Annotated in this window: 16 protein-coding genes; 9 read left to right on the top strand and 7 right to left on the bottom strand. The window is 62.0% G+C overall.

From position 1 onward, the window contains the following. The first annotated feature begins 89 nt into the window (after positions 1-89). The 3 genes from ACJD00_RS01710 to ACJD00_RS01720 all read left to right on the top strand — a co-directional run bounded on the left by ACJD00_RS01710 (position 90) and on the right by ACJD00_RS01720 (position 1,252). On the top strand, positions 90-503 hold the full coding sequence (locus ACJD00_RS01710) for an MmcQ/YjbR family DNA-binding protein (RefSeq protein WP_418908217.1): 414 nt from the start codon (positions 90-92) through the stop codon (positions 501-503). 5 nt (positions 504-508) lie between these two features. After that, positions 509-832, top strand: a complete 324-nt coding sequence (locus ACJD00_RS01715; RefSeq protein ID WP_309409149.1) for a putative quinol monooxygenase — start codon at positions 509-511, stop codon at positions 830-832. A gap of 69 nt (positions 833-901) precedes the next feature. Further along, positions 902-1,252, top strand: a complete 351-nt coding sequence (locus tag ACJD00_RS01720; protein ID WP_418908218.1) for a zinc ribbon domain-containing protein YjdM — start codon at positions 902-904, stop codon at positions 1,250-1,252. Positions 1,253-1,332: 80 nt separating this feature from the next. On the opposite strand, the gene ACJD00_RS01725 is transcribed toward ACJD00_RS01720, so the two are convergent. The 3 genes from ACJD00_RS01725 to ACJD00_RS01735 form a co-directional block, all read right to left on the bottom strand. Then, a complete protein-coding gene (locus ACJD00_RS01725) occupies positions 1,333-3,579 on the bottom strand; it encodes a 5'-nucleotidase C-terminal domain-containing protein (protein ID WP_418908219.1) in 2,247 nt (748 codons plus the stop codon). A gap of 93 nt (positions 3,580-3,672) precedes the next feature. Then, on the bottom strand, positions 3,673-3,873 hold the full coding sequence (locus tag ACJD00_RS01730; protein WP_418908220.1) for a hypothetical protein: 201 nt from the start codon (positions 3,871-3,873) through the stop codon (positions 3,673-3,675). A 126-nt stretch (positions 3,874-3,999) separates the two neighbouring features. Continuing rightward, positions 4,000-4,692 carry an HNH endonuclease family protein gene (locus ACJD00_RS01735; protein WP_418908221.1) on the bottom strand — a complete coding sequence of 231 codons (693 nt, stop codon included), beginning with the start codon at positions 4,690-4,692 and terminating at the stop codon, positions 4,000-4,002. 778 nt (positions 4,693-5,470) lie between these two features. Between ACJD00_RS01735 and ACJD00_RS01740 the strand changes: the two genes are divergently transcribed. The 5 genes from ACJD00_RS01740 to bioD all read left to right on the top strand — a co-directional run bounded on the left by ACJD00_RS01740 (position 5,471) and on the right by bioD (position 16,337). Beyond that, positions 5,471-11,833, top strand: coding sequence for a hypothetical protein (locus ACJD00_RS01740; RefSeq protein WP_418908222.1), 6,363 nt, complete (start codon positions 5,471-5,473; stop codon positions 11,831-11,833). 244 nt (positions 11,834-12,077) lie between these two features. After that, positions 12,078-13,400, top strand: a complete 1,323-nt coding sequence (gene bioA / locus ACJD00_RS01745) for an adenosylmethionine--8-amino-7-oxononanoate transaminase (RefSeq protein ID WP_418908223.1) — start codon at positions 12,078-12,080, stop codon at positions 13,398-13,400. Further along, the gene (locus tag ACJD00_RS01750) at positions 13,397-14,551 is read left to right on the top strand and encodes an aminotransferase class I/II-fold pyridoxal phosphate-dependent enzyme (protein WP_418908224.1); all 1,155 of its coding nucleotides are present in this window, start codon (positions 13,397-13,399) and stop codon (positions 14,549-14,551) included. The genes bioA and ACJD00_RS01750 overlap by 4 nt, the downstream gene beginning before the upstream one ends. Further along, positions 14,548-15,630 carry a cytochrome P450 gene (locus tag ACJD00_RS01755; RefSeq protein WP_418908225.1) on the top strand — a complete coding sequence of 361 codons (1,083 nt, stop codon included), beginning with the start codon at positions 14,548-14,550 and terminating at the stop codon, positions 15,628-15,630. Before ACJD00_RS01750 ends, ACJD00_RS01755 begins: the two co-directional genes overlap by 4 nt. An 8-nt stretch (positions 15,631-15,638) precedes the next feature. Continuing rightward, positions 15,639-16,337 carry a dethiobiotin synthase gene (gene bioD / locus ACJD00_RS01760; protein WP_418908226.1) on the top strand — a complete coding sequence of 233 codons (699 nt, stop codon included), beginning with the start codon at positions 15,639-15,641 and terminating at the stop codon, positions 16,335-16,337. Positions 16,338-16,461: 124 nt separating this feature from the next. Here bioD and purL read toward each other — a convergent pair whose 3' ends face one another. From purL to purS, 3 genes are read right to left on the bottom strand one after another with little or no spacing between them, the layout of a single operon-like run. After that, the gene (gene purL, locus ACJD00_RS01765) at positions 16,462-18,765 is read right to left on the bottom strand and encodes a phosphoribosylformylglycinamidine synthase subunit PurL (protein ID WP_418908227.1); all 2,304 of its coding nucleotides are present in this window, start codon (positions 18,763-18,765) and stop codon (positions 16,462-16,464) included. Then, positions 18,762-19,514 (bottom strand): phosphoribosylformylglycinamidine synthase subunit PurQ, encoded by a 753-nt coding sequence (gene purQ, locus ACJD00_RS01770; protein WP_418908228.1) that lies wholly within the window; start codon positions 19,512-19,514, stop codon positions 18,762-18,764. The genes purL and purQ overlap by 4 nt, the downstream gene beginning before the upstream one ends. Then, positions 19,514-19,765 (bottom strand): phosphoribosylformylglycinamidine synthase subunit PurS, encoded by a 252-nt coding sequence (gene purS / locus ACJD00_RS01775; protein WP_309409109.1) that lies wholly within the window; start codon positions 19,763-19,765, stop codon positions 19,514-19,516. Before purS ends, purQ begins: the two co-directional genes overlap by 1 nt. Positions 19,766-19,932: 167 nt before the next feature. On the opposite strand from purS, the gene ACJD00_RS01780 reads away from it, so the two are divergent. Further along, positions 19,933-20,337, top strand: a complete 405-nt coding sequence (locus ACJD00_RS01780; RefSeq protein ID WP_418908229.1) for a YchJ family protein — start codon at positions 19,933-19,935, stop codon at positions 20,335-20,337. Here ACJD00_RS01780 and ACJD00_RS01785 read toward each other — a convergent pair. Next, positions 20,334-21,242: an ankyrin repeat domain-containing protein gene (locus tag ACJD00_RS01785; RefSeq protein WP_418908230.1), complete on the bottom strand. Its 909-nt coding sequence runs from the start codon at positions 21,240-21,242 to the stop codon at positions 20,334-20,336. The two genes, ACJD00_RS01780 and ACJD00_RS01785, sit on opposite strands and share 4 nt — an antisense overlap. Positions 21,243-21,322: the final 80 nt, after the last annotated feature.

A 21,322-nucleotide genomic window follows, 5' to 3' on the forward strand; every position in this document is an offset into this window, starting at 1 on the left:
GGCGCTACGCCAAGATCACGGGAGCCACCCCCGCAAGCCACGTTGCAAACAGACCGATAGCATGGGAGCAAGCTCAGGAAAGGCATGTGATGTCCACGAACGACGATGAAGCTCAACACGAGATTTGGCGGCGCATCTGTCTGGATCAGCCGTGCGCCTTCGAAGATTTTCCCTTCGGCCCGGAAGCCGCGGTGTTTAAAGTCGGTGCGACCCCCGAGCGCTCGAAAATGTTCGCCTTCCTCTCATGGCATCGCGGTGACCTGATCCTGAACCTGAAATGTGAGCCGCCCATTGCCGACCGGCTACGGGCACAGTACCCGCAGATTACCCCGGGCTATCACATGAACAAGAAGCACTGGAACACCGTTCGCGTTGGGCTACCCGAGCAGTTCGTGCGGGAGCTCATCGAGGACTCCTACGACCTGGTGGTGGCGGGCCTGAGCCGACGTGATCAAGAGTTCATCAAAATTCAAGGCATTGTGCAGGACTCATCACTAGACTAAAAATCATGTATTTCATTGTGGTCAAATTTCAGGTCAAGCCGGAGTACGTCGACGGATTCATGGACCGGGTCTCGGAGTTTACGCAGTCTACCCGCGCCGAGGAAGGTAACCTCTGGTTCGACTGGTCGGTGAGCGTCGAAGACCCCTCGCAGTTCGTTCTGGTTGAGGCATTCCGTGACGATGAGGCCGCCGCTGCCCACGTCAATGGCCCGCACTTTGCTGCAGGTCTCGAGGCTATGCGTCCGGCGCTGGTCAGCACTCCGAAAATCGTGTCCCGTAAGGTCGAAGGTTCCGACTGGGATGAAATGGGCGAGCTGAAGATCGACTAACGTTCGCGATCTATCTGGTGCCGTCTTGTCAGCGATTACCGTTGGCCGGGCGGCACTAGACTTTAACCTATGAGCGATACCTTGCCCCCATGCCCGCGCTGCGCCAGCGGCTATACCTACGAACTCGACGCGCTACTGGTATGCCCCGAATGCGCGCATGAATGGAATGCGGAGCAGGACGAGAACCAAGAATCGAAGTCCACGGTGGTGAAAGACGCGGTAGGCAACGTATTGCAGGATGGCGACACCGTCAGCATCACCAAGACAATGAAGGTCAAAGGGGCGCAGGGTGCCCTGAAGGCGGGGATGAAGGCGCGGAACATCCGTTTGATGCCAGAGAACGGCGATCACGACATTGCGGCAAAGGTCGACGGTTTCGGACAACTCGAGCTGAAGTCCTCCATCGTCAAGAAGGTCTAGTCACGCCCCAGATCCCAGATAGACAGAAGTGCCTGCCTCCGCCCAAATTGGCGAAGGCAGGCACTTTTTAGTGTGGGTAATTAGTGTTGACGGCGGCGAATCAAGACGATCGCAATACCGATAAGCAGCAATACACCGGCAATGATTCCGACGGTAGCAGCCGTGAAACCGGTGTCGGCTAGATCATGATCCGAGTCCTGCGGCTGGTAGGTAGCCTTCGGGCTCGAACTGTCCTTGGTCGGCTCCTGAGTTTCGCTCGGAGTCTGGCTCGGCTCGGGCGACTGGCTTGGCTCCGGGGACTCGCTGGGTTCCGGAGATTCGCTTGGCTCTTCGGTTGGGGTTGCGCTCGGGCTGGTGACCTCGAAAGCCACGCGAATATCCTCGTGCTGCACCTGCGAGATCACCAGCTCGTGGCTACCCGCGGTGGTCTGCGAGTCGACCGGCAGGTCGAAGGTTACGATGCCCTGCTCGTCTGCCGCAGGTAGTTCGTCCAGAACCAAGGCGCCTTCGAAGGCCGAAGCCGTAATCTGGGAACCGGGCTCGAGACCGCTGACCTCAACGCTGAGGGACTGACCTGCCTCGATAGTCTCCTCTGAAAGCTTGACGTTAGCCCAGTCGGTACCGGCTAGCACGGCTCGGCCCAGCTCCGCCGGATCGACGACATCGTGAGCCTTGAAATAGTTCACGGTGGCATCCAGGTCGACTTGACCGCTGTCCTGATGGTTGGCTGCCTCGGCGAAAGCGGTAAAGAAGTCGCCGCCACTTGCCAAGAAGGCATTGACCGCAACCTTGTAGCTGGCTGACTCATCCAGTGGCTCACCGTTGAAGGTGATTTCCTGAATGTGTTCGCCCGTGGCCGCGTCTTCCAGGTAGGTGTAGGACAGCCCCTTGGAAATACCAAGGTGCAGCTTCGCCCGCGAAGCCTCGGCTGGCTGCCATTGCTGTTCGAGGACCTCGCGAATCTGCGCGCCGGTCATATCCATCGTCACCAAGGTATTGGCAAAGGGCTGAACGTCGGCCGCAGCCTTATAGGTGACGGTCCCGTCCTGCCCATAGAGCAGATCCGCACGCAAACCGCCGGGGTTCATGAAGGCAATTTGTGCCGGTTTGCCGGCAAAGTCCTCGTTGGAGGTTGCCCACAGGTGAATGTCCGCCACGGTGTTACCTAGCGAAGACTCCACGCCGCGATCTTCCCCTGGAACCTCGCCACCACGCAGAATGTCGGCGGAAATGGCACCGATTTCCTGGCTGCCGACGACCTCGGCCTCGGCCAGTGCCTCATCGACGATGCTCTGCACCTCGGGGACGGCCGGGTATGCGCCGACGTCGTTGCCGTTGGCATCCTTCTCGGTCAATGGCAGGAGCTCGGTATCTGCGGACAGAACCTCCCCGGAGGCTGCGTCAACATCCAAGGAAATCTTGCCCAATGTCGTTCCATACTGGTGGGCGGAAACTACTGGACGCTCGGTGCCATCCGGCGCCGGGATTGCGCACTCATAAGGCATGTGGGTGTGGCCGGAGAAGATCGCGTCGATATTCGCATCGGCTTCACGGATTAGTTGCCCGTAGCTACTTTGCTCGGAAGCAACGGAAGCGCAATCGGTGGCCTCTGAACCGTTGTGGGTAAGCAGTACCAATACATCTGCTTCGCCGTTCTCGTCATTACCATCCGAGAGCTGAGCGGCCACGCGATTGGCTGCTTCGAGTTCGTCACCGAAGTCGATGTCTGCGATACCCGAAGGCGTGACCAGGGTCGAGGTGTCTTCGGTTACCGTGCCGATAAACCCGACGCGCACGTTATCGACGGTGCGGATGGCGTATTCGCGCAACGCCGGATTTTGCGTGCCCTTTTCATAGACATTGGCTCCCAAGGCGAGGTCAGCACCGTCGGCACCCGAGGCCGAGGAATAGCGGTCGATAACTCGCGTCTTCAAGTCCTCGAACCCACGATCAAACTCGTGGTTGCCCACGGTGGAAACCTCGAGACCTGCTGCTGCCAGCGCGTCAATGGTCGGGGCATCCTGCTGGGACGCCGAGGCGAAGGTCGATGCTCCAATATTGTCGCCAGCCGACACGAAGACTGTGTTTGGGTTGGCACTCTTGAGCTCTGCGACCGCTCCTGCGAGCACTGCCGCACCGGCGGAATCACGGCTCGCGTCTATCCGTCCGTGGAAATCGTTGATGCCGAGCAGATCGATACTTACGGTTGCCGCCGGCTCGGCTTTGTCGGTGACGGTCGAGTGAGCGGGTAAAGCCGCAAACCCAACCATGGAAACAGTGGCCGCAGTGGCCAGAGTTAGTTTGCCGATGCGTCTGAACGCAGACATAGGTCCTCCCTAGGAAACAAGTGATCTATGTCATTCCTATCCTATGGAGATGAACCTGTCGATGCTGCGGCGTGAATTTTTAGTCGTCAGCGTTCACTTCTGCTCAGAATTCGCACCTGAGCTGCGGTTGGTTCCGAGCAGGGAATTCATCAGAAGCATCGCCGCGCCAGCGAAGCAGGCGCAGAACGCGACCCAGAGTCCGGCAGCAGCTTCGCGCGCCTGTAGTTGCACTGCTATACCCAGCAGAGTAACGCTGAGTACCAGCAGACATACCCCCAAGATTCTGGACTTCATTATCCGTGGCCCCTAATTAGCAAATGAGTTGATTTATACATCATCTCATGGTGCGCGAAGCCGCGCCATCATACTTCTGGAGTCATTGATAACTCCCAGCTTCGTACTTTTGGAGGAGGGGAGGGGCTACGTGAGGCAGCGCGTGAGCAGATCCTTGATGGCAGCGTGCTCCGCTTTGGTCATCCAGGCGCCATACTTTGCCTTCACCTCAGTTTGTCGAGCGACATAGTCGCAACGGAACGACTTATTGCTGGGCAGCCACGTTGCCGCGTCCTTGTCGGATTTTGCTGCATTGGCCGGGCCGTCGACCGCCAAGAGGTTAAGTGGGTCGTTGGCGAAGAGTAGCCGTTGCTCGGCACTCCATCGTTGAGCTCCCTTCTGCCAGGCGTCCGACAACGCGACCACGTGGTCGATTTGCACTGCGGTGCTTGTGCGTTGGCCGCGCAGAAAGTCGATCTGTTTGCCCGTATAGGGATCGTCGAGCTTGCCGCTGGCCACTACGCAATCGCTCGTGCCTTTATAGGTCAGATCTCTTAGGTCTCGGGCAAGGATGTCGTTGCGGGAGTCGCATCCATTGCGATCCGGATCCTTCCATCCCTTGCCAAATTGATCTCGTGAATACCCGGTCTTTGGCGCCCGGCCTTTTTGGTCAATCGTCTCAAGGGTCTTGAGCGCTTGGCGGTAATCGTCCTGATGCTCGGCAGAGTTCGGAGCTGGTGGCGCTGCTTCGATTTGAATGGCTGCCCCGCAGCCCGTGGTTAGCAGGGCACTACCAATTAGGAGCAGGGCGGCAACTTTAGACTTCATGGAATTGAGCACCCGATCGACTCTAGTGTCCTTCGGCGACAATTTAGCGGAACGTGCCCGGCCTCGACCCTGTGAGGTTCATCGACTGGGGGACGGCTTGTCTCCATGTCGAGTCTTTCTACCTCGAAACGCTTTAGGCAATACGCATAAGGCTCTCGTGGCGTGACGCTGAGGCGCATCCACGTACCCAACGCGTAATAACGGGATTTGCTCGCCATGCGGTGTGGCGCATTGCGCTCTCTTCTCCTTGGCCTTCGCGAAAGTTATTAAAGGGCTCGCAAACCGATCTGAGTAGTGGGTTAATTTCTTTGCCCGAAAACCTTAGAAATGCGAGGGGTCGTGTTTACATTCATTACCACCTAGTAGCTAAATCGCTACCGCCCAGTAGTAACGATTAAAACCTTAATTCCCGCCGAAATACCTTGGGATTCAGTAAAAATTGGGTGTAGTTTAACTGGCATCGGGGAGCTGTAATGTCTTGGGGGCGAAAGTAATAATGACCAAAAAGTAACTTCTGGGCGCTCTGCCTAATATCTGACTTATTCCGCGGCCGGATGACCTTCGGCCGATAAGCGGGACAACACTGCCGACGTTGCTATGCGCATTAAGTTCATAGCGCTAATTGTCGTGCCATTTTGCGTAGCGAGAACAAAGAATTCATGCGCTACGCCCACACTCGTACAATCAAGGGGTCTAAATGTCTAGGCATTTAAGGCGGAGTGGCTTCAGTGTCATCCGCCATGAGATAGCGCGCAGAGGCGGAAAGCCTGCGCTGGCAATTTTTGCCACGATGTCGATATTTCTTTCGGTGCTTGTTCCAGGTGCCGCGGTAGCCGCGGAAGAAACCGAAGAGCCAGCGCAAAGTATCAGTTCACAAGAGACAACGGACGAGCAGCGAAGCTCAAGTCCGGCGGCCGAATCAACCGAACCCAGCGTGGAAACCGAGCAGGCAGAGGACACAAAGGTTGTAGCGGATCCATCGGTAACACCCGTGGACAATGAGCCAGAGCTCGCAGAGGAGACTGCGGCAGACGGGCCGAGCAAAGCACCCGCTAAAGAACCGGTAGCCGCACCAGAAGCGATAGAAAGCGCGGACGTTTCCGCCGAGGACGAGGGCTCGGCGCAGAAGCCGGCCGCCAAACTGGCGGCTCCACTACAAGCTCCCGCGAAGCCGGCAGTTGCCGGGGTTTGCGACACCAATAGCGGCGACGGGAGCGTCACCCAGTTTGCGCAGCGTTCTGATGAGACCGATTGGACTCCCGGCAATGTGCACGATGGCCTGTATGAGGGCGGTGTGGTGCATGAGCGAGTCATTATGAACCTGCCGGCCGGTGAAAATGAACTGGTCATTCAATACAAGGTCAAGGAAGCCAGCAAATGGGCCTATGACTTCTTGCTGAACTACGAGATTACGGGGCCGGACGGTACCTCGATCAGCAATATCAACGTCATCCCGGGCGGCAGCGACGACGCAGCCGAACGCACCGACACCGTAGAAGTCACCATCTTCGTGGGTGGGGAGGAACCCGAGAACAACGTGGTCCTGTTCTTCGACGCGCATATTGCCTCGGAACTCGATCATGGTCCGGGCACCGGTGCCTCGTCGATTAACGGTTCGCCCTATCACGTGAACCTGTTGAGCCTGAACTGTGCCCCCAGTGGGCAACAGGACAACCAGATCCAGGCAGCAGCTGTGCAGGTTGGTTTCGTCACCGTCGTTAAGGAGGCCGTGCCAGCCGACGGCACCGACTTCGACTTCACCCTGTTCGAAGACCGTTTCGGTGATTCCGTGGGCTTCCAGCTCGATGACAGTGCCGAATCCGATATGGGCAACGAACTGCCCGACAGCGTGACCTATACGGTCGCCCCCTCGAATGTGACGATTAGCGAACAGGACATCCCCGAGGGGTGGAGCCTGAACAATCTCGTATGTGAGGGCACCAACGCAACCTGGGGTGGTGGATCGTCCATCACCTTCGCGTTGGCCGACAACCAGCAGGTCACCTGCACCTTCACCAACGAGAAAGTGCAGTACGCCGACCTGTCGCTGACCAAGACCGTAGAGCCTTCCTTCGATCGTGATTATGACTGGACGATCGACAAGCACCTGGCCGAAGGCCAAGAGCAGACGGTGAGTTCGGAGAACAGTACCGAAGGGTTCGATTACCAGCTTGACGTGACGGCCTCCGAGGCGAAAGACGATAATTTCGAACTGTCCGGCACCATCACCGTCACGAATCCCAATGATGTTGCCGTCGACGGCGTATCACTCAGCGATGAGCTCGACGGTGCTCAGTGCACCATCAGCCGGGCCGGCGAGCCCATCGGGGATACGGTGAGTGTGGCTCCAGGAGAAAACCAATTCAGCTACGAGTGCGACCTACCGGATTCAACCACTGCCGAGAGTGCCGGAACCAATACGGTCAGCGCCACCTGGGATGCCGACGCCTATTACGGCACCACGGGTACCGCAGAGGGCAGTGCCGACTATGACTTTTCGGCGGTGAACCCGAACATTACGGATGGCGAAGTGACGGTCACCGACGACCACTATGATCTGTCCACCTTGCCCGGCGGCAACGTGGTGCATGTCAGTGAGGCCCCGAAGAGCTTCAGCTACACCCTTGACTGGGACGGAACGCCCGGTCATTGTGTCGAGGGAACGAATACCGCGACGCTGAGCAGCGATGATGCTCAGGACCTCACCGATTCGCAGACCGTTGAGCTTTGTGTGGGCGCGAATCTTTCGGTGAGCAAGAACGTCGTCACCAGCTTCGACCGCTCCTACCTGTGGGGCCTCGATAAGGAGCTAGTCTCTGACGAGCCGATCACCGCCGACGAGAACGGTGAGTTCACGGCCGAGTACCGGGTGACGGTGACCCGTGAGGGCACCTCCGACTCGAACTGGGCGATGAGCGGTGAAATTACCGTTCAGAACCCGAATGAGTGGCAGGACATCGAGGCAACCGTAACCGACAACGTGGATATCGGCGGCGGCGCGCAGTGCACCGTGACCGGTGTTGTGGGTGAGCCGGAGCGGACGGATGCAGACCCCGCAACGCCGGGATTCCAGGTCACGATCTCACAAGAGACCCGCGAACTGGTCTTCAGCTACAACTGCATCTTCGACAGCCAGCCAGAATACGAAGGGACCAACACCGCAACGGTGAGCTGGGACCGCGAACAGGCCCACACCACCGAGTCGCAGGCCAGTGGCGCCGCGGAGGTGACCACCGAAGGATGGAGCCAGACCCCGGTCAACAAGCAGGTGGAAATCACCGACGACCACTTCGACTTCGAACCTGACTGGGTGCTGGACTATGACTCGGCCACCGACGAAGAGCTCACACGTAACTACACGCTGAGCTGGACGGTAACGGAGCAAGGAACCTGCCAGATCTTTACCAACGTCGCCACGCTCACCGGTTCGGAAGGGTTGGTGCTCGGCGATGAACAGGCCGTCACCGGATGTCGGGAGGCGAGCCTGACGGTCGATAAGAGCGTGGATGCCGGCTACGACCGCACCTACCTTTGGGATATTGACAAGGAGTTCGCCGAAGGTCAGGAGCCCGAGGTCATTGTCGATAACGACGGTAATGCCACCGTTAACTACCGTGTGACGGCCAGCAACACCGGGTACACCGACAGCAACCAACACATGTCGGGTGTCATCACGGTAAGCAACCCGAACGACTACAAAGACGTCGAAGTCACGGTCGCGGACCAGACCACGCTCGAGGGAGTTGCCTGCGTGATCGACCCGGAGCAGGACGTGAATCCCGGTGTTGATGGAGTGCAGATCCTCGTCCCGGCGGCCACTGCCGAAGGCAACGGGCAAGCTCAGGCGAACTATGCCTGCGATGTCTCCGCCGTAACCGAGCAGGACTACTCGGGGCACAGCAACACCGCCACGGTCAGCTGGGGCGAGGGCAACGAGGCCAACAGCGCTCCGATCCCGGTGGAATTCCTGCTCGGGAACACCACGGATGAGGCGGTGGATGTTTACGACGATATGGCCGGCACGAGCGAGAATCCGCAGTGGTTGGGCAGCGTCAACGTCAAGGATGGAAGTGGAAGTTTCGATTATCAGATCGAGTTCACCGACATTCCACGCGATGAGCAGTGCCATGAATTCACCAACGTGGCCTGGGTCGATCTCAGTGGAGGAGAGAATCCACGGGATTCCCTCACGGTGAGTGTCTGCGACCAGAAGCAACTGACCGTCACCAAGGAAGTCACGGCCGGTTACGACCGTGATTACAACTGGTCGATCGAGAAGCAGGTGGAACAAAGCCGTTACTTCACCGATGGAGATGGGCAAGTCACCGCGCGCTATACCGTCACCGCCACCCCATCCGAACCCATGGATTCGGATAAGAGCGTTGCCGGTACCATCACCGTCAACAATCCGAATACCGGCGCCGGTGACCAACTGGTGACCGTCAGCGACACGCTCGGTATCCCAGAGTCCAGTTGCCTAATCCTCGGAACGGATGCCGACGCGGAGGCCGACGGCTTCCAGGTGATGCTTGGCGATGGTGAGCAGATCACCCTCGATTACGAATGCCAGATTCCCGCCGATACCGATGTATCGCAAAGCTACGAGAACACGGCATCGATCAATTGGGGCGTGGACCGCTCGGCAACGGCCACGGTCGAGTTCTACTTTGAACTCAACGAGCTTACGGACGACAGCGTTCAGGTGACCGACGACCAAACTAACCCGGAGAACCCGGTGCAGTTGGGTACCGCCACGGTCAATGACCCACAGTCGCAGGTCTTCAGCTACGACCTTCAGCTAGATGGGGTGGCCGGTGAATGTACCAGCTACACCAATACGGCCGTAATTGACGAGGTCCGCGGGGCGGACGAGGACAACACCGGTTCGGCTCTCACAGAAGTCTGCGCCGGGGCGGAGCTGGTGCTCGATAAGAACGTCGTCACCAGTTTCGACCGCAGTTACGACTGGGACATCCAGAAGGAGGTACTCGGCCAGTCGCCTTTCGCGGCCGACCCCGACACCGGTGAAGTAACCGTGGATTACCGAGTCACGGTGACCCCGACGGGGCACGAGGATTCGAACTGGGCGATGTCTGGAACCATCGAACTGCAGAACCCGAATTCCTGGCAGGACATCGCGGTGACCTTGATGGATGAGACGGATATCGGTGGCGGTGCGAGCTGCCAGATCACCGGTACGCAGGATGGCACCGTGGCCGACATGTCACCGGACCCGGGCTTCCAAACCGTGATCCCGGCAGACACCACCTGGGTGCTGAACTACCTGTGTGAGATTCCGGAGCAACCCAATTACGAGGGCCGGAATGTCGCGACGGCAACATGGGACGCCGCGCAGGCGCACACCGCACAGTCGACGGCGAGCGCCGAGGCGCCCGTTGTCGCCGACGAGTGGTCGCAGACGCCGCTGAATGAAACGGTGACTATCACCGATTCGCGGTACGACTTCGACCCGGAGTGGACCGTTGAGCTATCCGAGGAGCCGCAGAGCCGCGACTACTCGGTGACCTGGACGGTTGATCAGGCCGGTGAATGCCAAGAGTTCGAAAACATCGCGACCCTCACCGGAGCCGATGGGCTAGTCAAAACCGACAACGAGATCGTGCAGGCCTGCCGCGAGGCGGCCCTCGAGATCTCCAAGACGGTTCAGGCCAGCTATGACCGCAGTTACCTGTGGGATGTGCAAAAGGACCTGTCCGAGGGGCAGGAGCCGCGAGTGGTGATCGATGAGGACGGTACGGCCCGTGTCGAGTACACCGCGGTGGCCAGCAACACCGGCTACCAGGACTCCGACTGGACATTGGATGGCACCATCACCGTGCGGAACCCCAATGAATACACCTCGCTCGAGGCGACACTCGAAGACCACGTCCAACTCGAAGGAGTAACCTGTACCCCCAGCCAGAGCGAAATCTCGCTTCCGGCCGGCGGCGAAGTGACGGTGGACTACGACTGTGACCTCAGCGCCGGTGTCTCCGAAGAGGACTACGCGCAGAGTCTGAACACCGCCACGGTTAGCTGGGGTGAGGACCGTTCGGCGAGCGTCGAACAGACCTTCTCCTTCGATCTCGATGTGCAGAGCGACCACGAAGTTTCGGTATTCGACGATTTCGCGGGAACTACCGAGCAGCCACAGCTGCTGGGTACCGCAACCGTCGATGAGTCGCCCAAGAGCTTCGACTACAGTGTCGAGCTGCAGGGCGAAGGTGGAGTGTGCACCACGCACACCAATACCGCCTGGATCGATCTGAGTGGCGAAAACGATCCTCGTTCCGAGGCGCAGGTGCAGGTGTGCGAGCAGCTGCCGCTGAGCGTCACCAAGGATGCGGCGGCCAGTTTCGACCGACTTTACCTGTGGGATCTGCAGAAGCTCGTGGATCGCACCAAGCTCACAGTGGACCAAAACCACACGGCGAACTTCCGGTACACCGTGGCGGCCACACCGGATGGTGTGCAGGATTCGGGGCATCGGGTCACCGGCACCATCGCGGTGAGCAACCCGAACGCCTTCGCAGAGGCCGAAACCATTGCGACGGTCAGTGACAGTCTAGATATTCAGGGCGTCAGCTGCAGCGTGATGACCAAGGATGAGGACCCGGAGGCCGATGGTCTGCAGGTGCTGATTCCCGCTGGCTCCGCGCAGGGTCCGGCCATGGTGGAGCTCGACTACGAATGCCTGGGTACACCCGAGCAGCTCGATGGGACGAATACCGTATCCGTCAACTGGGGTGAGGGCCGTAAGGCCACGGCGAGCGCCGCGGTTCACTACGACATTGCGAAGGAGACCAATAAGTCGGTCACCGTTCTCGATGACAAGGCGAACCCCGACAGCGAGCCGATCCAGCTGGGTGTTGCCACGTGGAACGCGGAGGGTAACGCCACCGAGTTCAGCTACCTATTGCAGCATCGGGCGGTCACCGGTGAATGTACGAAGTTCACCAATACCGCGCAGATCGCCGAGACCGGGCAGGACGCGCAGAGCACCGTGCAGCTGTGCGGCCGGGCCGCACCGAAGCCGCCGGTGCTGGTGGAAACCGGCGTGTCCTCCGCTATCTGGACCCTGATGGGTCTCGGGGCGGCAACCCTGGTGGGCGGGGCATTGCTGCTCCTGCGCACCCGGCGGCGTATGGGCTAGGCGGTAGCGCCGATATTTCATCGAGACACACCGTGGCGGGTCTTCCCTCTCAAGGGGCGGGCCCGCCACGGGCGTGTCTCGAGCTTTGTGAGCGGTGATTGCGTACAAGATTTGCCGTGGGTACCCGTGGTCGCCTAGGCTTTCAGCCATCCATTGAACACTGTTCAGGAACCGAGGTAAGACCGTGCCACTTTCCAGTGCAGCGCCCATAATATCTTCGCGGCAGAGGCCCGCGAGCCGGGGATTGATCGAACGGGACGCCGGGTTGCTGGCCCACCCCTACGCACCGGTCGACGAACCACCACTTTTCGCCGTCGAAGCGGCTTCCGGCGCCCGGCTGACCCTGCGTGACGCCGATGGCACCAGCCACGAGGTTATCGACGGCATGGCCTCATGGTGGTCCGCGATCCACGGGTACCGCCACCCCCGGCTCGACGCGGCCGCGCGCGGGCAGCTCGAGCACTTCAGCCACGTCATGTTCGGTGGGCTGACCCACGCCCCGGCGGTAGAGCTCGCCGAACGATTGACCGCTCTGGCGCCGGGCGGATTGCCGCATGTGTTCCTCGCCGATTCCGGCTCGGTGTCGGTGGAGGTGGCGTTGAAACTCGCGGTTCAGGTGCAAAGCGCACGGAACCGTCCACAACGGCAGCGTTTCCTCAGCCTGCGCGGCGGATACCACGGAGACACCACCGGGGCCATGGGGCTTTGCGACCCGATTGATGGGATGCACGCCTCGTTCGACGGGCTACTGGCACGCCACGAATTTCTCCCCGTACCGCCCGCCGGGTCGCGCGACGCCAGGGGCGAGTGGAGTTACGACGCGCAGCAACTGGAACAGTGGCGGGCCCAGACCACCGAGATCCTGCAACGTCACGAGGGAGAACTGGCCGGAATTATCGTCGAACCGGTGGTCCAGGGCGCCGGAGGCATGCGCTGGTACCCGCCGGCGGTGCTACGGATCCTGCGCGACCTGGCCGACCGCTGGGACCTGCTACTCATCGCGGACGAAATCGCCACCGGATTCGGCCGCACCGGGAGCCTTTTCGCCTGCGATCAGGCCGACGTCGTGCCCGACATACTGTGCGTGGGGAAAGCCTTGACCGGCGGCTATCTCACCCTCGCGGCCGTGCTCTTCAGCGAGCGGGTTGGTGCCACCCTGAAGGCCTCGGAGCACGGCGCGATATTGCACGGCCCGACCTTTATGGGAAACCCCCTGGCCTGCGCCATCGCCTGCGCCTCGCTCGATGAACTCGGTGTCGGCGCGGCACCCGAGGCGAGCTGGGCGCGGCACATCCAGCGCCTCGAAGGCGCGCTGCGCACCGGATTGGCCCCGGCCCGAAGCCTGAATTCGGTGAGCGACGTGCGGGTACTTGGCGGAATCGGCGTGTTGGAACTGAGCACGGGCGTCGATGCTCGCCGCGTGTCACAGCGCGCGGTGAAATACGGGGCCTGGGTGCGGCCCTTCCGCAATCTGGTCTACGTCATGCCGCCCTACGTCACCAGCGACGCGGAGCTGGGCACGCTCACCAACGCCATGGTGCACGCGGTCGCGGAGGTCCACGGATGAGCGGCAGCTGGGATTCCTGGCTGGCCGACCGGGCTCGGGTCCGGCAGGCCAGGGGAGTGCAGCGCCACGATCCGGTACGCCGGATGCGATTCGATCTAGCCTCGAACGACTACCTTGGCATGGCCCACAACCCGCAGGTGACCGCGGCGGCGGTCGAGGCCGTGCGGCGTTACGGGTGCGGGGCCGGGGCAAGCCGCGTGGTCACCGGGACATCCGAGCTACATCATGGGCTAGAGCAGGCCCTAAGCGAGCTGACCGGACGCAGTGAGGCGCTGAGCTTCGCCACCGGCTACGCCGCCAACCTCGGTGTGCTCAACGCCCTCGCCGGGCCCGGCACGCTACTCGTACTCGATGCGCACGCCCATGCCAGCCTGCACGACGGGGCACGACTCGCGGCGCACCGCACGCCGACGCTCTTCGCCCACAACGATCCCGCCGAGCTCGAACGCATCCTCGCCACCCGCACGCAACCGCGCGCACTCGTGGCGGTCGAGTCAATCTACTCGGTCCTTGGCGACCGGGCTCCATTGACCGAGCTCGCCGCGATCTGCGCCCGCCACGACGCCCTGCTCATTGTCGACGAAGCCCACGCGTTGGGAGTCAGCCACCCCGGAGGGGAAGTGCGAGCCGTCGGGTTCCACCAGGCGGCCCATGTGCTGGTGACCACCTCGCTGTCCAAGGCCCTTGGGGCGCAGGGTGGTGCCGTACTTTTCGGCGGCCCCAATGCCCGTAGCTTTCGAGAGCAGCTGGTCAACGCGGCGCGCAGTTTCATTTTCGACACCGCGCTGGCCCCGGCGGCCGCCGCGGCCGCGCGCACCGTCGCCACCATGCTGTGCAGCGACCCAAGTCCGCTGGCGCATTTGGCCCAGCGCAATCGGCAGATTCTCGAGGCCTTCGGGGACCTTGGCTGCTTCGAGCCCGGGGCCGGCGCCATTCATTCGCTACGCATGCCCGACGCCGAAACCGCCGCGCACGCCATGCATGTCCTGGGTGAAGCCGGTATCGCGGTGGGGTGCTTCCGGCCGCCGAGCGTGCCCGATGGGTTCTCCCGGCTCCGGCTCACCGCCCGTGCAGACCTGGACCCCACCGAACTAGCACAGGCGCTGACATTGATTCGCGCCACCCTCGCCCGACAGGGAGCCTTTGCGTGAACGACACAGCACTTCTGAGCGTCGCCGATCCTGCCTTGGTGCGAGAGGTCTTCGAACGCACCGAGCACTTCGTGCCTAGTAACGCCCTGACGGCCGTCACCGAGCTGAGCCCGCAGGCCCTGCGTATTCTGGCGCGCGAAGGATTCGCGCTACCGCCGATACTCGCCTCGGCCAGCGGCCCGGAACATTTGCGGGTGCGCCGCATCGTGGCTAAATTCTTCAGCCCCGCCAAGGTCGGTGCGGTGGCGCAAAACATCCGAGATATCGCGCGAAGCTCGGCCCGGTTATCGGCCGACCAACTGGCCGCGCAGGGCCGGAGCGATCTTGCGGGCACGGTAGCCGCGGACGTCCCGCCACGAATTATGGGCACGCTACTTGGCGTCGAGCTACCGGATCAGCGGCTACTGAAAATCTGGAGCCGGGATTCGCTCGAGTTGTTCTGGGGTTGGCCGGATCAGGAGCGGCAACTGCAACTGGCGCAAAGCGCGGCGCAGTTCTACGCCTGGCTGCGGGACAGCGTACGCCACGCGCAGGGCCAGCAGAATCTGTGGGGCGTCCTCGGGGCCACCGGTGTACCCGAGCGTGAAATCTGCTCGCTCGGGTACTTCCTGCTCATTGCCGGTCAGGAAACCACCTGCCTGCTGATTCAAACCGTGCTCTACCGTGCGTTGCGCGACCCGGCGATCTGGGAAGCTTGTGCGGGCGGTAGCCAGGACGCTGCCCAAAAATTCGTCAAGCGGGTGCTTGCCACGGAGTCGTCGGTGCATACCTGGCGTCGCGCGGTCACCGAAGACACCGAGCTCGGCCCCCACACGCTCCCCGCCGGCGCCGAAATCCTGCTGGAACTCTCCGGAGAACATCTGGCCGCAGACCCGTACGGCCATAAGCTCGCCTTTGGGTACGGCCTGCACCGTTGCCTCGGCGCGCGGCTGGCCGAAATGGAGGCCGTCATCGCACTTGAAGAAACGGCGCGCGCGCTACCGGATCCCGCCGCGCTCGCCGTCACCGAATGCCCAGAATCCCACTGGTTAAGGTTGCTGTCCTTCCAAGCCCCACTGAAAGTTGAGGTGCAGTCGTGAAATTGTGCGTGACAGGTACGGATACCGGCGTCGGAAAAACCGTCAGCACCGCCGCATTGGCCACCGGCTACGCGCTGGCCGGCTTATCGGTCGCGGTGTATAAACCCGTGCAAACCGGTGTGCTCGGCGATCAGGCAGGAGACATCGAAGAGGTGCGGCGGCTCAGCGCACAGGTGTTGGGCACCAACGCGAGTACCCTCTCGGTGAGCGAAGGTTGTCGCCTGCGTGAACCCATGGCACCTCGGGCGGCCGCGGCCGCAGAAAACGCCGTGCTACCTAGGTTGGCAGACCATCTCGAGCGGCTGGCCGAACTCGAGGAGGCTTTCGACGTGGTCATCGTGGAGGGGGCCGGCGGGCTGCTGGTCGAGTTGACCGAGGCGGGAGAGACTCTGGCCGATCTGTGCCGCGCCTTCGAAGCCGAACTCGTGGTGGTGACCCGTCCGGATCTTGGGACGCTGAACCATACCGGGCTGACGCTGATGGCCGCGCGCTCCCTCGCACTGCGCTTGGCCGGGGTGCTCATTGGCAGTTGGCCGCAGCATCCCCAAACCCTGCACCTATCCAATCGCAGCGCGCTGAAGCAGAGTTGCGCCGCCGACAACATCCCTTGGCTGGGTGAACTGGCCGAACATAGCGGTTTAGCCGCTGGGTTCACCTCGGAGGTTGTCAGCAGCGTGGTGCTTCCGCGCGCCTCTGCGGCGGTGTAGTCCGGCAGATGCGATGACCCCGCGGCGCCCACGGAAATCTGGCCCCGTGGCTTGGTCGTGAAACACTTCGGGCCCCGATCCACAATGGATCGGGGCCCGAAGTTCGGAAACTTACCGAGGGCGACTACCCGAAGTACTTCTCCATGGTTCCTTCGTTGGCCTCACGCAGCTCGTCCACCGTGGCGGTGAACAGACCCTGCACCTCGAGGGCGCCGGACTGCGCATCAACGACGCCGAGGCGGGCCACGGTGATGCCGCGGGCGCTGGTCATATCGTTGAAGCGAACCTCTTCGCTACGAGGCACGGCCACTAGGGCACGGGCCTGCGACTCGGAGAACAACGCGGTGAATGCGTCAATGCCGTCGCGCTGGCAGATTTCATCCAGGGCCACCCGGGCACCCACGCCGTAGCGCAACACCATCTCGGACAGGGCGGCGGCGAGGCCACCTTCGGAGAGATCGTGCGCGGCGTCGACCATGCCGTCGCGGCTGGCGTTGATCAGGATAGCGCCCAGCGCCTTTTCGGCTGCCAGATCGACCTGCGGCGGCAGACCGCCGAGGTGCCCGCGCAGGTTCGCGAATTCCGAACCGTCCAGCTCATCCTTGGTGGTACCGATGAGGTAGATGGCCTGGCCGTCGGCCTCCGGACGCCAGCCCGAAGGGGTGCGGCGCGCCACGTCATCCAGCTTGCCCAGGGTGGCAACCACCGGGGTCGGGTGAATGGCCTTGTCGCCGGTCTGGTTGTACAGCGAGACGTTACCGCCGGTCACCGGCACACCCAGTTCCATACAGGCGTCGGACAGGCCGCGGATACCCTCGGCCAGCTGCCACATCACGTCCGAGTCTTCCGGGGAGCCGTAGTTGAGGCAGTCGGAGACGGCGGCCGGGATAGCGCCGGAGGTGGCGACGTTGCGGTAGGATTCGGCCAGTGCCAGCTGGGCGCCGACGTACGGGTCGAGGTAGGTGTAACGACCGTTGGCGTCGGTGGCGATGGCCACGCCCAGCCCGGTTTCTTCATCCACGCGCACCACGCCGGCATCATCCGGGGCGGCCAGTGCGGTGTTACCGCCGACGTAGCGGTCGTACTGGCGGGTGATCCAGGACTTGTCGCACATATTCGGGCTAGCGATCAGCTCGAGCACGGCGGACTTCAGCTCCTCGCCGGTGGACGGCAGGTTGGCGCCGGCCGCCGAGGAACGGAAGGTGTCGGCCTGCAGGGCGTCCTGCCACTCGGGGCGGGCGTAGGGGCGGTCGTAAACCGGGCCGTCGTGCGCCACGGTCTTCGGGTCCACGTCCACGATGACCTCACCCTTCCAGGTGATGATCAGTCGGTTGGTGTCGGTGACCTCGCCCAGCCAGGAGTATTCCACACCGTACTTGTCCATCACGGCCTCGAAGGCGGCGACATTGGCCGGGGTAACCACGGCCATCATGCGCTCCTGCGATTCCGACATCAGGATTTCGCCCGGGGTCAGAGTGGGGTCGCGCAACAGCACGTCGGTCAGCTCGACCTGCATGCCGCCCTCACCGTTGGAGGCCAGCTCGCTGGTGGCGCAGGAGATACCGGCCGCACCCAGATCCTGGATGCCTTCGACGAGCGAAGACTTGAACAGTTCCAGGCAGCACTCGATGAGGACCTTTTCGCTGAAGGGGTCACCGACCTGCACGGCCGGACGCTTCGAGGGCTTGGTGTCGTCGAAAGATTCCGAGGCGAGCACCGAGGCGCCACCGATGCCGTCGCCGCCGGTGCGAGCACCGAAGAGCACAACCTTGTTGCCCACGCCCGAGGCATTGGCCAGGCGCAGATCCTCGTGGCGCAGCGCGCCCACGGCCAGGGCGTTCACCAGTGGGTTGCCCTGGTAGATCGGGTCGAAGACGGTTTCGCCGCCGATATTCGGCAGACCCAGCGAGTTGCCGTAGCCGCCGATACCGGAGACCACACCGTGCACCACACGCTGGGAATCCTCGTGGTCGATGGCACCGAAACGCAGCGGGTCCATGACGGCGATGGGGCGGGCACCCATGGAGATGATGTCACGCACGATGCCGCCGATACCGGTGGCCGCACCCTGGTAGGGCTCGACAAAGGAAGGCGAGTTGTGCGATTCGATCTTGAAGGTCACGGCCCAGCCGTCGCCCAGGTCGGTCACGCCGGCGTTCTCGCCGATGCCGACCATCAGGTCCTTCTTCATCTCCTCGGTGACCTTCTGGCCGAACTGGCGCAGGTGGTTCTTCGTGGACTTGTAGGAGCAGTGTTCGCTCCACATCACCGAGTACATCGCCAACTCTGCGGCGGTGGGACGGCGACCGAGTATCTTGACGATCTCATCGAATTCGTTCTGCTTCAGGCCCAGCTCGGCCCAGGGCAGCTCCACATCCGGGGTGCCTTCGGCGTTTTCGACCGTGTCGATGTTGAATTCCTGGGTCACTTCTTGCCTCCAACAAGGTGGGTCAAAACGCTGGTGAAGAAGGTCAGCCCGTCGGTGCCGGTGGCATCCGGGCCGAAGCCGACCTCGATGGCATGCTCCGGGTGCGGCATGAGGCCCACCACGTTGCCCGCGGCGTTGCTGATACCGGCAATCGAGCGACGCGAACCGTTCGGGTTCCATCCCACGTAGGAGAAGGCCACACGGTTCTCGGCCTCAAGCTCGTCCAGGGTCTTCTCGTCGGCGACGTACTGGCCGTCCTGGTTCTTCAGCGGGATGGTGATCTCTTGGCCCGCCTCGTAACCGTTGGTCCACGCCGTGGTGTTGTTCTCCACGCGCAGCACCTGGTCGCGGCAGATGAAGCGCAGGTGATCATTCTTGATCATCGACCCGGGCAGCAGATGCGACTCGGTGAGGATCTGGAAGCCATTGCAGATCCCGAGTACCGGAAGCTTGGCCTCCGAGTTCGCCGCGTCGACGATCTTGGACATCATCGGGGCAAAACGCGAAATCGCGCCGGCACGCAGGTAATCACCGTAGGAGAAGCCACCGGGGATGATGACGGCATCTACGTCGCCCAGATCGGAGTCCGCGTGCCACAGGGATACGGCCTGAGCGCCGGCGGCGCGTACGGCGCGTGCGGCGTCGCGGTCATCCAGCGTGCCGGGGAAGGTCACAACGCCAATGCGGGCGCCGGAAAGTTCAGCGGTTGGCGTCGAATAATCGCCAATCAGGGGTAGGTCGTTGCTCATTAGTCGTCGATAACCTCGACGTTAACGACATCTTCGATGACCGGGTTCGAGAGCATGGTCTCGGCCGCTTCGCGAGCCTGAGCGAGGATTTCTTCGGTCACCTCACCATCGACGGAAAGTTCGAAGCGCTTGCCCTGACGGACGGCTTCAAAGGCGTTAAAGCCGAGCCGGGGCAGCGCCCCAGCAATTGCCTTGCCCTGAGGGTCAAGGATTTCGGGCTTGAGCATGACATCAACAACGATCCGGGGCATCCGGCATATCTCCTGTGCGCGAGGGGGTTTAATGCCACACGGATTGCCGTCTCACACCAAAGGGTAATGGCGCTCCGCGAGCTTGCGTACCTAAGTCTACCGGGAACGCAGGGTGCTCGCGGTGTCGCGTAGCGCACGTTTGAAGCGTTGGCACGTAAGCTGGCCGCATGAAGAGCACTGCCCCTTGCCCCTGCCGCCAACTTGAAGACCAGCCACGCAGCTATGGCGAATGTTGCCAACCGTGGCATCTCGGGCGTGCCGATCGCTCCGCGCTTCCGCCCACCGCCGAGCAATTGATGCGCTCACGGTACAGTGCGTTCGTGCTCGAGCTGGGGGAGTATCTGCTGGGCACTTGGCACCCGGATACTCGCCCCGCTGACCTGGACTTCGATAAGACGGTGGACTGGACCGGATTGGAAATTCTCGCCACCCGGGCCGGCGGAGCGCAGGCCACACGCGGGGTGGTGCATTTTGTGGCCCACTATCGCAGCGCGGGAAGAGCGGACAGCCAAGAAGAGCGCAGCACCTTCATCCGCGAGGACGGGCTGTGGTTCTATCTCGACGCGCTCTAGCGCGCGGTGTAGTCACGCAAAATGGCGAGCATGCGCGAATGACCGCGTTCGGCGGCAATATCAACCGCGCTCTTGCCGGTGGGATCCAGGAGTTGCGGGTCGGCTCCGCCTTCGAGCAACAGCTTCACCACCGAGAGGTAACGGCTGGAATTGCCGCCCAATACCGCGGCCTCATGAAGCGCCGTCCAGCCCAGGTCGTTGACCCGGGAGACCGACAGTCCGTGTTGCAACAGCAGTTTGACCGCGGCCGGATGTCCGTTCTCGCTGGCGACCATGAGTGCGTCGGAACCGAGCCGATTAGTGGCCTTGATATCTGCTCCGTGCTTGAGACAAGCGGAAAGCACCGCGGTCATGCCGTTCGCACTGGAGCGCAGGTACGGGGTGTCGCCCATCGGGTCGCTGGTGTTCGGATCGGCTCCAGCGCCGAGCAGCTTCAAGGCAATGTCCTCGCGCTTGTGGATCACTGCGCGCATGAGGGCGCTGCGGCCGGAAGCATCGAGCGCTCCGATATCGGCCTTGTTTTTCAACGCTTGGCTGGCCTTGGCGGTGTCGCCGGTCTTGATGGCGGTGAAAAGCTGTTCGGTGGCGGGGCTCAGTTTGACCGACGGGCTGGTGGGCTCGACCACGAGCGAGTCCGATTTGGCCACGCTGCCTCCGCTGGCCAGTGGACCGATGCTCTGGGCTGCATCGCTCGTGCCCGAGGGGCTTGCGGTGGGCATCCGGGACGCGGTGGCGGCGGCACCCTGACCGCTGGCCGAACCGTTGGCGCGACCGGCCGAGGGCGTTGAGCTGGGCGTCGCACTGGTCGACGGGGCCTGGGAGAAGCTGGCCTCGGCGGTGGGGGATGAACTTGGCGAACTACACCCGGTGCTTACAACGCCAATCAGCGTTGCAACAGCAACCATGGAGATGCCAGACGTGCGGCGGCGTGCCGAACGGTTCGTGCGTACTATCATCGGCCCCATTCCAGATCGAGTGCACAAGG

This window comes from Glutamicibacter endophyticus, from assembly GCF_048457885.1.
Lineage (GTDB): Bacteria > Actinomycetota > Actinomycetes > Actinomycetales > Micrococcaceae > Glutamicibacter > Glutamicibacter endophyticus.